This window comes from Novosphingobium beihaiense, assembly GCF_022832375.1.
Lineage (GTDB): Bacteria > Pseudomonadota > Alphaproteobacteria > Sphingomonadales > Sphingomonadaceae > Novosphingobium > Novosphingobium beihaiensis.
The window spans coordinates 1-15,889 of record NZ_JALHLG010000050.1 but is presented as its reverse complement, the minus strand read 5'-3'; the positions used below and the strand labels follow the sequence as shown (position 1 = coordinate 15,889).

Genomic DNA, 15,889 nt, shown 5'->3' with positions numbered 1-15,889 from the left:
CGAAACCCGATCAGCCCGTGCGTTTTCGGACGGACTGACATGTTTTCCGTACAGTGGGCGCACAATTCAGCCAGAAACTCGTCGCGCACGCTGCTTCTTGGCATTCGCGTGGAGGCGATTGTACGGAAAACCCTGTCGGATTGAAAATGTGCTGGAAACCTTGTCAGGCGATGTTTTCCGACATGCCTGATCGGTAGCAATTTGCGCCACAAACCCCGAACCCGCCAGTCTACTACCGGCCGGTGTTCCCCAGATACCGTGAGATTGGCCTTTCGCCGAAGGATCAAATTTCGGTATTCTAGGCAAGGGTGAGCGCGTCTCCCACGTCGATCCCGAGATAGCGTACCGTATTCTCGATCTTGCTGTGACCGAGAAGGATCTGGACGGTGCGAAGGTTACCGGTCCCCTGTAGATGATCGAGGCCTTCGTTCGACGAAGTGAGTGCGTGCCATACTCGCTGCGCATCAGGCCTACTCCCATCACCCATTCATCGATGAGACGGCCATATTGGCGAGGGCTGAGATGGCTGTTGTGATCAACCCGACCTGGAAAAACATAATCATCCACCCCGCCGCCGCGACGTTCAAGCCATGCCAATAGGCTGCCTCGGGCATCGGGAAGCAATTCAAACTGAACCGGTCGACCCGTTTATGCTGCATCACAATCGCGCGCGTTCGGATATGTCCTCCGCTGACAATGTCGCCAATTTTTATCTGCATGAGGTCGCAGTCAGGGAGCTTGCTGTCGATCGCCAAGTCGAACAGCGCGCGATCTCGCAGGCGGCGACGCTGATTGAGGTAGAATCGAATCTCTCAAATATGCTTTGGTTTCAAAGCTCGCTTCGGGCCGACGGTTCTTCCCGCATTCCAGACCGGGTGCTTGGTGGTGGGGGGCCATTCCACACCACTCAACTGCAGGTGCTTGTATGTCCGCTCTCCCGAAGCCGGTCGTTGGTATATGTCAGAGCATTCGGGCAGAAGCGTCGGCAAACCGGACGTAGAGCGGCTTAAATCGGCCTTCCGAAAGCAGCCATCCATTCAAGTAGCCGGATCCGTGTTGATTTCCACTGAGAGCTGACCCGGGATTTCCATCGAGAATTGACCCGGGTGGATACTATGTCCCGCTGTGCGGGCGGTGGGTTAAGCGGGTGATTTTTCCTTTCTGGATTTGGGCGCTGCCGAACTTGCCCGGAACCGGAAGCTGTCGTTTCCGGTCTCGAGGATGTGGCAGTGATGGGTGAGCCGATCGAGCAGCGCCGTGGTCATCTTGGCATCGCCGAACACACCGGCCCACTCGCTGAAGCTGAGGTTGGTGGTGATGATGACGCTGGTGCGCTCGTAGAGTTTGCTGAGCAGGTGGAACAGCAGCGCGCCGCCTGACGCGCTAAACGGCAGGTAGCCGAGCTCGTCGAGGATGGGCAGATCGGGCGCAGCAGCCGGTGAGCCAGTTGCCCGGCCTTGTTCATGGCCTTTTCCTGTTCCAGCGCATTGACCAGATCGACGGTGGCGAAGAAGCGGGCCTTCTTTCGGTGATGCTCGACCGCCTGCACGCCGAGGGCAGTGGCGATGTGCGTCTTGCCAGTGCTGGGGCCACCGATCAGCACGACATTGTGAGCCCCATCGATGAACTCGCAGCGATGGAGCTGGCGGACCATGGCCTCGTTCACTTCGCTGGAAGTGAAGTCGAAGCCGGTCAGATCCTTGTAAGCCGGGAACTTGGCCGCTTTGATCTGATAGGCGGTGGACCGGACCTTGCGTTCGGCGACCTCCGCCTTGAGCAATTGGGAGAGGATGGGAATGGCCGCATCGAACGCAGGCGCGCCTTGCTCGACGAGGTCGCCGACAGCCTGGGCCATGCCATACATCTTGAGGGAGCGTAGCATGACCACGACGGCGGCGCTGGCGGGATCATGACGCCCAGACCTCAACATGCGCGCAGATCCTTGTCCCGCAGGGTATCATAACGCGCGACGTTGGCCTTGGGTTCGCGCCGCAGGACCAGGGCCTGCGGAGCATCGATGCTGGGCGGAGCGGGGGCCTTGCCGTCGACCAGGCGGTGCAGGATATTGAGGATATGGATCTTGGTCGCGACGCCGGCCTCGAGAGCCAGCTCGACGGCACACAGCACGGCCTGTTCGTCATGGTGCAGGACCAGCGAGAGGATCTCCACCGTCTCCCTATCGCCGCCGGGGCGCTTCAGAAGCTGGCTCTGCAGTTGCCGGAACGCCTCCGGCATCTCGGTGAAGGGCGCGCCATTGCGCAGGGCTCCCGGTTTGCGCTGGATCACCGCGAGATAGTGCCGCAGTCATAGATCGTCCGTCCCGGCTGATCATGGGACCGTTCGATGATCCGCCCATGTTCGCACAGCATCTGCCCCTCGGCGGCAATGACGATCCGATCAGGATAAACCCGCAAGCTCACCGGCCGGTTGGCGAAGGAAGCAGGGTCGCTGTAGCGGTTGCGTTCGAAGGATATCAGGCAGGTCGGCGACACCCGCTTGGTATGTTCAACGAAGCCGTCGAAGGGCCGCCCCATCGGCATCAGGCTCGCGATCTCTGCGGCATGCACGTCGGCGATGGTGCCGGGCAACACACCGTGTGGAATCTCTCCCTACTGCGCGATGCATTGCTCCTCGAGCCAGACATTGAGCGCATCGATGTCCGGGAAGGCCGGCATTGCCTGCCACAGTCGTCGCCGCGCATCCTGGACGTCCTTCTCGACCTGCCCCTTCTCCCATCCCGCGGCGGGATTGCAGAACTCCGGTTCGAACAGGTAGTGGCTCGCCATGGCCGCAAAGCGGGCGTTGACCTGACGGACCTTGCCGCTGCCGATCTTGTCGACCGCGGTCTTCATGTTGTCGAAGATTCCACGCTGCGGCACGCCCCCAAGCACCCGGAAGGCCTGGGTCATGGCATCGAACAGCATCTCGTGGGTCTGGAGCGGGTAGGCGCGGACGATGAAAGCCCTGCTGTGCGACAGCTTCGTATGTGCGGCCTGCAGCTTGGTCCGCCTGCCGCCGATCATCGCCCAGTCCTCACTCCAGTCCCGCGCAAACGCCGCGACGCGATTGTAGGAACCGTCGTATCCCAAGGCCACGAGATCGGCGTGCATCTGCTTGGCTGTGCGTCGCTGTTTGCGCGACTTGCCGGTCTCAATCCGAAGCCAGGCTGACAGCTTCTCGGCAAACGGGTCCAGCTTGCTCGGCCGATCGGGAACCTTGAACTTCGGCTCCACCGTATCCGCGCGCAGGTACTTGCGGATCGTGTTGCGCGACAACCCCGTGCGTCGTTCAACCTCAAGGATCGGGAGGTGCTGCCGGAAATACCAGCGTCGGATTACACTCAGTAACGCCATGTCGATCACTCCTGGATCCCCCGACAAGTTAGTCAGGGGCAAGGTCAAAACATGGGTCACTTCTCAGTGGAAATTTGTGCCCCTCCCGGGTCAGCTCTCAGTGGAAATCAACAGAGGTGGGCAGATCATCAAAGCCCCGGCCTATCCCTTCAACATGCCGGACACGGTGACGGGCAAGCTCGACCATGTTCAGCGGGGTAGCGACAAGGCCGCGATGAGGGCTTGGGAAAGCTCGGCCTGATCGTATGGCTTTTGCAGGATGGGAATCGTCGCGTAGCCCGTGCCGAGATCGTTCTCCTCGCCATAACCCGTGGCGAAAAGCACGGGAACGCCGAGCGAAATCAGCGCGTCGGCGACTGGCAGGCTGTTCTCGTTTCCGAGATTGTAGTCGAGGATCGCGCAGTCGGGCTGGTTCGCATCGATAGCCGAAAGAGCGGCTTTGCCCGACGAGCACATGTCAACATGCTGGGCACCCAGTTCTTGCAGCGACGCCTCGACGTCCACGGCGATGATAAGGCTGTCTTCGACAAGCAGCACGCGCATGCCCTTGAGCGGCTGCCGGTTGGCGTGAGCCTCACCTGACGGAACCGGCCTTCGGGCCTCCGGCTGGGCATAGTTCGCACCCTTGTGAACGAAGCGGGCGGGGATGACAAAATGGGCCTTCAGTCCGTTCAACGCGTAATCAACACGCGCTTCACCCCCCAGATCATGCGGGATCGCGTGGTTGATGATCGTCGTGCCGAAGCCGCGCCGTGTGGGCGCACGCACAGGCGGACCGCCGCTTTCCTGCCAGTCGAGAAGCAGTTGGTCCTGATCGTCCTGGCCAATTGTCACGGTGATCGTGCCGCTGTCCGAAAGCGCGCCGTATTTGACGGAATTGGTGACGAGTTCGTGGACGACAAGGGCGAGCGTGGTGAAAGCCTCGGGTTCGAGCAGCGTGACCGGCCCGGAAACGCGAACGCGCCCTTCGGCCTGGTTGCAGTAGGCTTCGGCTTCTGCCGCGATAAGCTGGCGGATGGCCGCCGGTCCCCACTTGTCGCGCGTGATCTGGTCGTGCGCCCGGGCCAGCGCGCGTACACGGCCATCGAGGATCGAGACGAAGCTCTCCATGTCCCCGGCGCTGTTGGAGGACTGGTTGATGATCCCCCGAACCAGCGTGAGGATATTGCGGACGCGGTGGTTCAGCTCGGCGATCAGCAGTTCCTGCCGTTCGTTGGCCCGGTGCATATCGTCGCGCGCGCGGTCGGCGAGCCGCAGCACGACCTCGGTCAGCACGTTCCGCAAGGCTTCGCCGATATACCTTTCGGCGTGCGTAAAGGGCGCCGATTTGCCGCGCACCTCCTCCTGCCAAAGAGCAAAGCTGCCACGTGGGGTCAGCCGGTCGCCATTGGGGCCGGACGACACTGCCTTTTCGGGCTTGCCGGCCCAGTCGACAGTCTGCAACTGCTCTTTGCGGAACAGCATGACATAGTCGCGCGGCGCGCGCGAAATGGGGATCGCCATCATGCCGGCGGCGGCATGAGCCTGTTCGGCGGCGGCTGGCAGCAGATCCGCCAGGCGATCAAAAACCAGCACGCGCCCGCCATCCGCAGCGTTCAATCGCTGGGCCATGGCGCGAATGAGCGGGTCGTCGGGGCAGGTTCCGATCGTGGCGATGCGATTGTCGATAATCGTCGCCACGCCGTCGCAGGGCACCACGTTCTGCAGGCAATCGGAAATGAACTCCGGGTCTTCCAGCCTCGTGCGGTCATGCGCGATACCGGCAAGCAGGCGGTCCCCGGCCTGCCTTGCGGCATGTTCCTGATCCATGCGTGCGTTATGCAGGCGCGCTTCGAGTTTCAGGCTGCAGAGCTGGCCGAACAGTTCCGCGAGCGTGCGCGATCCGAAGGACGGCAGGATCGGCGCATAGTGATGGCAGGCAAACAGCCCCCACAGGCTCCCGTCGACAATGATGGAGACCGAAAGCGAGGCGGCCACGCCCATGTTGCACAAGTACTCGATGTGGATTGGCGATACCGAGCGCAGCACGGACAGCGAAAGATCGGCCGGTTCCCCATCGTAATTGTGCTCGGGAACAATAGGAACGCCGGGGTCGGCCACGTCGGCGATGATGCGGAAGGGGGTGCGCACATAGAGTTTGCGCGCCTGCTGCGGAATGTCCGAGGCGGGATAGTTGAGCCCGAGAAAACTGTCTATGCCGGGATTGAGGCTTTCAGCGACAACCATTCCGTTCGCCCGCTCGTCGAAGCGGTAGACCATCACCCGGTCGAACCCGATCACCGCCCGCAACATGCGCGCGGACTGGGACAGATAGCTCTCGATACTGTCGCATTGTTCAAGCCGCGCCATCATGTTGCGCACTATGCCCAGGGGCTCGAAGTTCAGTTCCGAGCGAGAGGGCTCGATCTCGACGACGAAATTCCGGTGCGATACGTGCAGCGCCAGATCGTAGAGCGCTTCTGGCCGTTCGGGAAACAGCCCTAGCCCGAAAATCCGCTCGACAGCGTCGTCTCCGTACAACACGGCGAGACGGCTGCGCAGGGTGTGAATCGTCTCGCTGGAAAACAGTTCCGAGATATGCAGGCCCAGTAACTCGTCGGCGGTAAGCTCCAGCAGCGTCGCGATATTCGCCGAGACCCTCGCCACGGTCCAGTCGGGAGTGAAGGCTATCAGCCAGCCGAAACCTTGGATCCGGCCAAGGTGGTGGATCGGCTCGCGATCGCATGAGGTTAGCGTGACGGGGGAGTTCATGTCGGCATCCCCGGTGCTGGAGATGACGCGGCGTTGCTGGATAGCGCATGATCCGCGAACGTGACAGCTGCGTCCAGAAAGTGCTGGAAGCAGCACTGTGCGGCGTGGTTGGCCTCTGGGAACTGGGCCTCGCTCATAGCATCGATTGCTTCGCACAAATGGTTCCATGGCAGGATATGCGCGCGGCCGGAAAGATAGGCGCAAGGTGTGCCGGGCGGCACGCGGCGCCGCAGCACGGCAGCTCCCTTGCGCGATCCCTCGATCACGTAGAGCACGCCAAGCAATCCGCCAGTGCCCGAAAGCCGCGCGAGCCACTGTGCCGGAAGCGGTGCGGGCAGCGTGCATCCCAGGGCGGCGAGGTCCGCCGAAAGCAATGGCAGGCGCTGCACAGGCGAGCAGCCCGCTTTACCCGGGAGCGTGCCCAGCCGGTCGATCAGCCAGTGCTCCACCTGGGCCAGGGCCGCATGGTGGCTAGTCAGGAAGGCTTGGTAATGGTGAGGCACAGACAGATCGAGCTGGCTGAACAAACTGTCCAGAAGCTGGTGGCTCTCTGCCGTTTCACGCCGGATAGCCGCCAGATTTCCAACGGGAACAACAGTCCCCTGACCCCCGCCTGCATACTCCAAAATCGTTCGTCCTTCCAATGCGTTCGCGCGCCATGCACTATCGGCTCGAAACACTCTGGCGATGCCTGCAATGCCGCGTGCCGCCGCGATGATCCCCCGATCTGCGAGGAGGCATCAGCCACCCGTCGAACAAGCTGCTTATGTGTCAGATTGCACAGACTGTCTGTGCATAAGTGCACAGAGATGGGAACATTTCATACGCTCCCGTGGTTGTGAGCGAGCGATGGGACAAGAGGAATTGGAAGTTACGATGTTCGACCACAGCAGCCTTTTTTCTTCGCTGGGGGAAGCCGATCAGGCGCTTTTGCGAAAGCACATGACGTCCATGGAGCTTACGAATGGCCACGTTCTCTATGAACCGGGCGACCATGTCGATCACGCCTATTTTCCGCTCGGCCCGTCATTGGCGTCCTTTCTCGTCGTGATGGAAGACGGCCGCTCGATCGAAACGGCGATGATTGGTAATGAAGGAGCGATCGGCGGCATCGTAAGCCATGGCCTTCTCCCCGCCTTTTCCAGGGCCTGCGTCATGCATAGCGGGCCGTTCCTGCGCATCGCGTCGCGCAATCTTGAGGCGGCCAAGAACGAGTCTGCTGCCATCCGTAACCTTTTCACGCGGTATGCCGATTGCCTGATGGCGCAGGTTTTTCAGTCGGTGGCCTGCAATGCGGTCCATCCGCTCGGTCAACGAGCGGCCAAGTGGTTGTCGGCGGCGGTCGAGCGCACCGGCACGCAGGAAATTACCATCACGCAGGATCAGCTTGCATCCTTCCTGGGGGTAGGGCGCAGTTACGTTAGCCGCATGCTTCAGCGCCTGCGGGCCCAAAAGCTGATCGAAACCCGCCGTGGAGGAATCGCGGTGCGCTCACCCGAAACGCTGAAGCGTATGGCGTGCAATTGCAACGGCCTCGTCCGCGATCACTTCGCAACTGTTCTGACGGATATCTGACCTGCCATTGCGCCGGGCTGTTCAAAAGATGCCGCCTCCTGAAGATGTCAATCAATCTATTGATATGACGGCTTTCAATGAACTTGCTTGCTATGGTTTGGTTCTGTGCCGTGGCGCCCGGCGGCGGCGTTCAGCCGTTCCAACGCCCTAAGAATTTCTTTCTTTTGCGGATCCCGCCACATGGGCATTTCGTATTCGATCTCCCTTGCACAAAGACCCAGGGCTTCTTCGCCAAACATTCCTGCTGTTCCCGCCAGCTTGTGAAGCATGTCGTGCAACTCCTCCAAGCTTTTTTGTCCGAGATCCTGCTCTTGCGCGAGTTTTTCCATATACGAGAACGTGTCGTTTTTCCGCTTCTCGTATCGGGCTGTCAGTGCTTCTCCGAATTTAGCCGAGTTTGATTTTGTTTCCGGCTGTTTTGGCGGGGCGTTTCCCTTCGTCCCCCACCGCGCGATGGCAGCTTCCAGTTCACGCAGGCGAACCGGTTTTGCGAGGTGCGCCTGCATTCCAATGGCGAGGCATTCCTGGACATCCTCGGGATAGGCGTTGGCACTGAGCGCAATGATGGGCAGGTCTGGGGCATGTATTCCCATTGCTCTGATGCGGCGCGTTGCCTCTCTGCCATCCATGGATGGCATCTGGAGGTCCATCAGGACCAATTGATAGGGCGAGCCTTCCTTGAATGACGCTGACACCATCTCAAGGGCCTGTTCACCGTCGCAGGCGAGGTCCACGCCATAGCCGAGTTGCCGTATCATATCGGTAATCAGTACTTGGTTTATGTCGTGGTCTTCCACCAGCAGAATTTTGAGCGCGGCTGGCGAGGCAGAAGCGGGTGCCGTGGTCAACTCGATATTGTTGTCGAGGGTTTCATTCGGTTCTGCCGGCAGGGCTGGCAATTCGAGTGTTACCGTGGTCCCTTCACCCTGCGTGCTGCGCAGGGACAATGAGCCTCCCATGAGCTTTGCCAGGTTGAAGCTTATTGCAAGGCCAAGGCCTGTGCCGCCATACTTTCTCGCAGCACTGTCATCTGCTTGCACGAACTGTTGGAAAAGCGATGACTGCCGTTCATCGGCTATGCCGATTCCCGTATCTTCCACCTCGATGGCAAGGATGTTTCCAGGTTTCATGCAGGCACGAAGGCATACTTTTCCAGTATGCGTAAACTTGATCGCGTTACCCAGAAGATTGGTGACGATCTGGCGAAGCCGCAGAGGATCGACGCTGATCCACGTCGGGACGCCGGAAGAGATATCAGTCTCGATCTGCAGACCTTTCTTTTCCGCAAGTGGCAGAAATGCGCTGACATATCTGCTGATTTCCCGGGGCAGTTCTACCGGCTCCGGCGCGATTTTCATCTGACCGGCCTCGATCTTGGAAATGTCTAGAATATCGTTGAGCAGCCGCATCATCGAACGGCTCGATTCCAGGATAAGATCCACCTGCCTGCGTTGTTCGGAGGAAAGCTCGCCTTCGCGCAGGAGTTCCGCAAAACCAATTACGCCATTCATGGGCGTGCGGATTTCGTGGCTCATATTGGCGAGGAACGAGGACTTGGCCCGCGTGGCTTGTTCGGCGCTTTCGAGCGCGGCTGCCATGTTCGCTTCGAGCTCTTTGCGCTCGGTAATGTCGATAGCAACACCGATGAAGCCAATCAGTTTCCCATTATCGTCGAACTCGGGCCCGCTGATCAGATCGATCCACGTTACGCCGCCGTCGTCGCGCTCGCGAAAGCGGAATTCGATCCTGACGCTTTCTTCCGACCCGATGGATGAGAGCCATGTGCGATGAACGCGGTCGCGGTCTTCGGGGTGTATGGCATCGATCCAGCCGGCGCCCATGGCCTCGTTGGCCGATAGCCTCGACGCTTCGAGCCAGGCCTCGTTCACGAAGTTGCAAAAGCCGTAGTTGTCCGTGCGGAATATTCCCGCGGGGGAAAGGCCTGCCAGCGAACTGAACCGGCGCTCGCTGATTTTCAGCGCAGCCAGTGCCTTTTCCAGACCGCGTTCGCGTTCGAACACTTCGCTGGTACGGGTATCCACCTCCTTTCGGACATAGGCCTCACGCCGGGCGAGAGACATCAGAAGAAAGGCGAATATGGCCGTAATCGCCAAACCACTGGCCAGGACTGTCCAGGCTTCCCAGGTTGCGTTGTCGCGCTCGAACGCATGGGTGCTGGCCCAGGTGATGGTCCATTGCTGCTGAAAGACATCCAGCCGTTTGGTGACGGAGTACTGGGCCGACGGCATTGGCGAAACACCACTGTCAAAGATGACGTTGCCATCTTTCGAGGGGCCATCGACAATGCGGATGTTGATGCTTTGGCCTTGGCTGGCCGTCAGGCCTTCCATGAAGCGGTTTGCAATGAACGGCGCATAGACCCAGCCCAAAAATGCCTTGCGGCGGCTTTCGACGGTCTGGGGAATAAGAGTTGTCCGATAGACCGGTTTCAACAACAGAAAACCAGGCTGCTTGGTGTGATCCTGCACCAGAAAGATTCGCTGGGTAACCGCCGTCATGCCGCTGTCCCGGGCACGGACGGCGGCGTTCAGCCTGTTCGTTTCAAAACTGATATCGAGCCCGACAGCTTCTTTGTTTACGGCGATCGGCTCGATATACTTGATGACGAAATGTTCGCTCCCGCTGGTTTTCGGGTGGATCTCGAAGCCGGGAAGACCGTCCCTGGCTGTCCTGTCCAGAAATGACGGAACCGCATCGCGGCGTACCGGCTCAATATAGCCTACGCCGTTGATGCCGGGCAGGGTGCGGGTAACGTCGAGCGTATCCACGTAAGTCTGCCAGTCGGCGAGGCTGACATGATCGGACGCGGCAAATAGCCCGGCGCCGCCATCGAGACTTTGGCGATAGGAATCAAGGCGATGGCTTAAGGCCTTTTCGCTTTCATCGGCCAGCGCCGAGAATGCGGCGTTGTTGCGTTCGTAGTTGGCGACGCTTGCGACTTTCCAGGCAACCAGGGTAGCTCCGATCAGCAGGAACAGCGCGGCCGTCATTGTAGCGGTCAGGGCCGGTACGGGCGAACCGCGCCAGTACACGTTCCAATTCTTCCATGGTCCGAGCACCGCGATAGGCACAACGATGAGGATGCCGGCCATGTCTCCCAGCCACCAGACAAGCCAGTTGCCCGGTGCTCCGTCTAGCGAGAGGATACCTGTAGCTATCAAGGCACTTATGCCAAAGGTCGAGGCGATAAGGCAGGCGATGGGCCCTGCAATCAGCACCAGTAGGACGATGTCGCGTGAATTGTTTATAGTCATCGGCAGGCCGAAGCGCCGGCGTACCATGCTGGACACGAAGAGAGCCTGTAACGTCGACCCGCAGGCAATCAGTGAGGCATTCAGCAAAGCGACCCAGACGTCTCCGTCCGGCGCGCTTGCAATGCTGTTGTAGGTATTGACTGCCACTGCGCCAAGAAAGACGCCCGGCCAGAAGCCGGAGCCGAAGATAAGCAAGGCCGCTGCCGCTATGCCGGATGCCGGCCAGATTAGAGTGGCATATCCTGGTGGGACAGCAAGCTTCAACCCTAGCCAGCCGCTGAAAGCGTAGAGCAGCATGACGCAAGCATTGCCGAGAACGCGCTTTCTGACCCAAGATGCCGGTGGCTTGGCTTGGCCTGGCCGCTGATTGCTCGGTGCTTCAGAGGGGGTGAACGATGTCATCGGATTACTTCGTGCATATCCGGCTGCGAGACTCGATCAAGGCCATGACCTTGTCGGCAAGCCCCTTCAGTGTCTGTTTCGTGTCGGAAGGTAACATGTTACGGGGCGAACGATCGATAACGCAGATCGTGCCCAGTTTGTGCCCTTCTTTCGTTTCGATCGGGGCGCCTGCGTAAAACCGGATCCCGGGATCTTTTTGCACTAGGGGATTGTTCGAAAATACCGGATCCGCGAGTGCATCCGCAACGAGGAAAATGTCTTCGCTGCGAATGGCGTGCGCGCAGAAAGATATCGACCGGGGTGTTTCGGACACGTCCAGGCCGATGGCAGCCTTGAACCACTGCCGCTCTTCATCGACCAGTGATATCAATGCGATTGGCGTGTCGAACTGTTGTGCCGCCTCGCAAACCAGAGCGTCAAAGCCGGGTTCGGGAAGAGTGTCCAGTATGTTGTAGCTTCTCAGAGCGTCGAGCCGTTCTTGTTCGCCCGTTGCTTTATTCATCCCCAATAACCTTGTTTCGCCGGGTCTGAGTGGAGACTAGCAGGGATTTCTTTGCCGCAGGTAAAGGCGGGGATAGGCTTAACGCGGGACCTACCGTCCTGACCGGCAGCAGGTGCAGCATCCACATTGTCGAGGCCGTGGGCATTTTCCAGTCTTATTTTAGCAAGAAAGGGTGCTGATTTCGGCCCATTCTCAATGAACCGCCGTGTTTTCGTCGTTACAGCAGTCTTGTCGCCAAGCGTCGCCGGTGCTGTGCAATTCATGTTATGAACTCATGCGTTCCCCTTGGGGGAGGGCTTCGGGCTTGATTGTCCCCGGTGCGACGTGACATGTCTGTGCCGGTCCAAGGCGTGTCGGCAGGGGGCAACCGTTGTCCGGTGAGGACTCGATTGTGGAGAGGGACAGTGATCTTGCTTGCTGAACTGGCGTTGTTTCGGTTTTCGGGCGCACCGTGAGTTCGGCCCTGCCTTGGCTGGTACCAGCCGTTGTTTTGGGCGTTGCCCTTGTCGTCCTGGTGACGCTGCTGATCTATGCAGGGTGCAAGTATTACGTGCGCCGCGAAGTTTCCGTGCGCACGGTTAAGCTGCGCGAGGCTCTTGATGCGTTTGCGGAAAGTGAGCGGCGCTTTCAGGCGTTGGCGGATTTTGCCCCGGCTGGCATTTTTCGCACGAATGCAGAAGGGCGCTGCACTTACGTGAACCCGGCATGGGCGAAAATGGCCGGCCAGTCGCAAGAGGCGGCTCTGGGCGAGGGTTGGGCACGCACCCTTTTCGCGCAGGACATCGACCGCGTGAAAACGGGTTGGGCGGAGGCGGTCGCGAAACGTAGCGATTTTAGCACTGCATTTCGCTGGCGGCATGATGATGGCCGGATTGTCTGGGTGGATGTTCTCGGCCATCCGGAAATGAAAGATAATGGAGAAGTCACCGGGTATATAGGTGTTACGATCGATATCACCGAGCGTAAGGATGCCGAATTCCGGCTGGCTGAAAGGGATGCGCAGCTTTCCATCCTGGCGCAGAATGCGACAGATGCCATGTTTCGCATCGCGCTCGATGGAACATATCTCTACGCGTCCCCTTCGGCGGAGCACATCATCGGTCTGAAGCCTGCCGAACTGATCGGAAAGTCCCTGGAGGGGCGTTTTTTTCATCCGGAAGACAAGGAGAAGGTTCTGGCGTCCTTCCGTGCGCTTGCCGCCGGGGAAATTGACAGCGCGATGATGGCGTACCGTTCCTGGAAGGGCGATGAAAGCAGATATGTCTGGCTGGAATCCAGTTCCGGACTGGTGCGGGAGCCGGACGGGCAGACGCCAAGAGAGGTCGTTGCGTCGATCCGCGACATTACGGCCCGCAAACAAATGGAAGAGGAACTGGTGGAGGCCCGCCGCAACGCCGAGGCCGCCGCTTCCGCGAAGGCCGGCTTCTTGGCCAATATGAGCCATGAAATTCGCACGCCGATGAATGGCGTGATAGGATTTACCGAACTTTTGCTAGCGAGCGACCTGACCCCGGAGCAGCGCAGCTATGTTCAGACGATATCCGATTCTGGGCAGGCGATGATGAACTTGCTCAACGACATTCTCGACATATCGAAAATCGAATCGGGCCAGATGGGGATTGTTTTCGAAACCATCAAATTACGGCATGAACTGCGTTCCTGCATACGGCTGATACAGCCGAACGTTCGGGCTAAGGGACTTGATCTCAGCGTTGAGATTGCGCCAGACGTGCCGCAGTTTATCGTGGCTGATCCGCTCCGGCTGCGCCAGATCGTGCTCAATCTTCTGGGCAATGCCGTGAAGTTCACAGAACACGGCGGCATACGAATAACGGTGCAAGCAGGCACGGCGCAGGATGAAACCGCGGTTCTGTGTATAGACGTGAAGGATAGGGGATCGGCATCCGGACGGACAGGCTCGAGGCGATATTCCAGCATTTCACCCAGGGGCAGGACAATACGGCCCGGCGCTACGGTGGCACCGGGCTGGGTCTGGCGATCAGCAGCCAGCTTGCAACGATGATGAACGGCACGCTGTCCGTTACGTCGGAGCCCGGCGTGGGCTCGACTTTCTCGCTGCGATTGCCGCTTTTTGCGGCACAAGACCATGCGTATGAAGACGATCCCGGGGCGGCGGTCGCGGCGGGGCGCTTTGAGGGATCTCCCCGCGTTCTGATCGCCGAGGACTACGATATCAATCAGCTGCTGATGAAAGAGCTGGCTGAATCGCTTGGCATGGACGCGGCGATCGCGGCCAACGGAGACGAGGCCGTTCGCATGGCGCTGGATGCCGAGGCCAGGGGGCGCCCCTATCAACTGGTGTTCATGGACATGCAGATGCCGGATGTCGACGGTCTGGAGGCGACGCGCAGACTGCGGGCTGCAGGGTTCGATGCCGAAAAGCTGCCGATCGTCGCGCTGACCGCCAATGCCTATGCCGAAGACGTGACAGCTTGTATGGAGGCGGGAATGCAGGGCCACCTGGCAAAGCCTGTCCGGGCCAGCGACATTCGCGGCGCCGTCGTCAAATGGGGCCGTGCCAAAGACAGCGCGGCAAAGGAACACAGCCCATCCGCGCTTTTGCCGCTGGTTGAAAACGGGACTCTCAAGGCCCGTTTCGAGCAACGCAAACAATCTGTCCTTATGGCGCTGGATGCCTTGCAGCAGAACCCGGAGCCAGAGGAGGAGAGTGTGAAGGATGCCGCGTCGCTGCTTCACAAACTGGCCGGGACTGCCGGCTTTTTTGGCGAAGGGGCATTGGGAAAACTGGCGGGCGAATACGAGATCCAGTTGCTTGCCACTGCGATTGAGGATGTCGCTAGGATTGCCGGTCAAGCGGCAAGGGCCCTTCGTGAATGTAATGATCGTGTGGACAGGGAGGGGGCATGTGCATGAGCTGGCCCGCCGTGCATTTTTCGCCGGTGCCTTGTCTTTTGGCGTGAGCACACTTGCCCGCGCGGGTTCTCCTGCGCCTGTCTTGCGCGGCGCCAATCTTGTGGAGACACCAAACGCGCCGTTCGGTTCAGAGGCGGCTGCGGTCAGCTTGCGGCGGCTGGCTGCGACCGGGGCCAATTGTGTGGCCATCATTCCGTTTCTATGGCAATCGGCGCCGGACAGTCCCGGCATCGTTTTAGGCAATGCCGTGCCGTTGGACCGATTGCGTTTGGGGCTTGCCCAGGCACGCGCGGCCGGATTGCGTACGATCGTCAAGCCCCATGTCTGGATTGCCGGGCATTGGGCTGGCGAAGTCGCGATGCGCGATCCGGCGGACTGGAGACGCTGGTTCGCCGCCTATTCCGCTCATCTTGGCGAACTCGCGACCCTGGCCGGTGGCGAAGGGGCCGACGTCTTGATGATTGGAACGGAGCTGGCGCAGACTTCGCACCATCCCGCCTGGCTCGATGTCATTGTACGGGCACGCTCGCTCTTTCCCGGAACATTGAGCTATACGGCACATGGGCCCGATGAGGCCGGGCGTGTGCCTTTCTGGGCGGCTCTGGATGCGGTCAGTGTTTCGCTTTACCCGGTGCTTGGCGAAGGCGGTGACCGGCCGGCCTGGCACCATGCCATGGCGGCGGCGCTGCAGCGTTCGCAGGTTGCCGCGCACAAGGTGCAAAAGCCGCTCTGGATCGCCGAATTCGGGCTCCGCTCGGCACGCGGTGCGACGCTGCGGCCCTGGGAAAGCGCGGAGGAGCGCGTGGCTGCACCCGATGGCCCTCTGCAAGCAGCCGTGATCGAAGCCTGGCTGGAAGAGGCGCGCCGTGCCGGGGTGGGGGCGGAGCTGGTCTGGCGCTGGTTTACCGATCCCGCCGCCGGGGGCAGCGGCGATACGGACTTCACCGTCCAGAACAAGCCGGCCGAAGCCGTGCTGCGCCGGTGCTGGCTTAGAGCCCTTTTCGACCGACCTGGGTCACCGTGATTGCGCAGGAAAGCCCGCAGGCAAGGCACCGCGTGCAGCAGGGGCTGGTTGCCCCTGCAAGCGAGGCAACGCTGTCCAGCGGGCTTTCCTGCGCAACCGCCCTGCGGCGGGG

At 60.2% G+C, this 15,889-nt stretch carries 7 protein-coding genes and 4 pseudogenes; 4 read left to right on the top strand and 7 right to left on the bottom strand.

Annotation, left to right across the window (positions count from 1 at the left end; all coding sequences use genetic code 11):
* Positions 1 to 298: 298 nt before the first annotated feature.
* The 5 genes and pseudogenes from MTR66_RS18915 to MTR66_RS18895 form a co-directional block, all read right to left on the bottom strand.
* Positions 299 to 911, bottom strand: a pseudogene (locus MTR66_RS18915) (tyrosine-type recombinase/integrase).
* A gap of 228 nt (positions 912 to 1,139) precedes the next feature.
* Positions 1,140 to 1,930, bottom strand: a pseudogene (istB, locus tag MTR66_RS18910) (IS21-like element helper ATPase IstB).
* Positions 1,924 to 3,353 (bottom strand): annotated as a pseudogene (gene istA / locus MTR66_RS18905) (IS21 family transposase). Before istA ends, istB begins: the two co-directional pseudogenes overlap by 7 nt.
* A gap of 189 nt (positions 3,354 to 3,542) precedes the next feature.
* Positions 3,543 to 6,104 (bottom strand): HWE histidine kinase domain-containing protein, encoded by a 2,562-nt coding sequence (locus tag MTR66_RS18900; RefSeq protein ID WP_243923856.1) that lies wholly within the window; start codon positions 6,102 to 6,104, stop codon positions 3,543 to 3,545.
* Entirely contained in the window at positions 6,101 to 6,607 is a 507-nt protein-coding gene (locus MTR66_RS18895) for a biliverdin-producing heme oxygenase (RefSeq protein WP_243923854.1), read from the bottom strand. The genes MTR66_RS18900 and MTR66_RS18895 overlap by 4 nt, the downstream gene beginning before the upstream one ends.
* 373 nt (positions 6,608 to 6,980) lie before the next feature.
* Here MTR66_RS18895 and MTR66_RS18890 point away from each other — a divergent pair, with 373 nt between their 5' ends.
* On the top strand, positions 6,981 to 7,679 hold the full coding sequence (locus tag MTR66_RS18890; RefSeq protein WP_243923852.1) for a Crp/Fnr family transcriptional regulator: 699 nt from the start codon (positions 6,981 to 6,983) through the stop codon (positions 7,677 to 7,679).
* 74 nt (positions 7,680 to 7,753) lie between these two features.
* Here MTR66_RS18890 and MTR66_RS18885 read toward each other — a convergent pair whose 3' ends face one another.
* Together MTR66_RS18885 and MTR66_RS18880 are read right to left on the bottom strand one after the other, a co-directional pair.
* Positions 7,754 to 11,251, bottom strand: coding sequence for a CHASE domain-containing protein (locus tag MTR66_RS18885; RefSeq protein WP_243923850.1), 3,498 nt, complete (start codon positions 11,249 to 11,251; stop codon positions 7,754 to 7,756).
* Positions 11,252 to 11,360: 109 nt separating this feature from the next.
* Complete coding sequence (locus tag MTR66_RS18880) at positions 11,361 to 11,858, bottom strand: GAF domain-containing protein (RefSeq protein ID WP_243923848.1); 498 nt, start codon at positions 11,856 to 11,858, stop codon at positions 11,361 to 11,363.
* A 451-nt stretch (positions 11,859 to 12,309) separates the two neighbouring features.
* Here MTR66_RS18880 and MTR66_RS18875 point away from each other — a divergent pair.
* The 3 genes and pseudogenes from MTR66_RS18875 to MTR66_RS18865 form a co-directional block, all read left to right on the top strand.
* Positions 12,310 to 13,889, top strand: a pseudogene (locus MTR66_RS18875) (PAS domain S-box protein); the annotation flags it as partial.
* Positions 13,878 to 14,753, top strand: a complete 876-nt coding sequence (locus tag MTR66_RS21415) for a response regulator (protein WP_407673079.1) — start codon at positions 13,878 to 13,880, stop codon at positions 14,751 to 14,753. The pseudogene MTR66_RS18875 and the gene MTR66_RS21415, both read left to right, overlap by 12 nt.
* Positions 14,671 to 15,777, top strand: coding sequence for a glycoside hydrolase family 113 (locus MTR66_RS18865; RefSeq protein WP_407673078.1), 1,107 nt, complete (start codon positions 14,671 to 14,673; stop codon positions 15,775 to 15,777). The genes MTR66_RS21415 and MTR66_RS18865 overlap by 83 nt, the downstream gene beginning before the upstream one ends.
* Positions 15,778 to 15,889 lie beyond the last annotated feature (112 nt).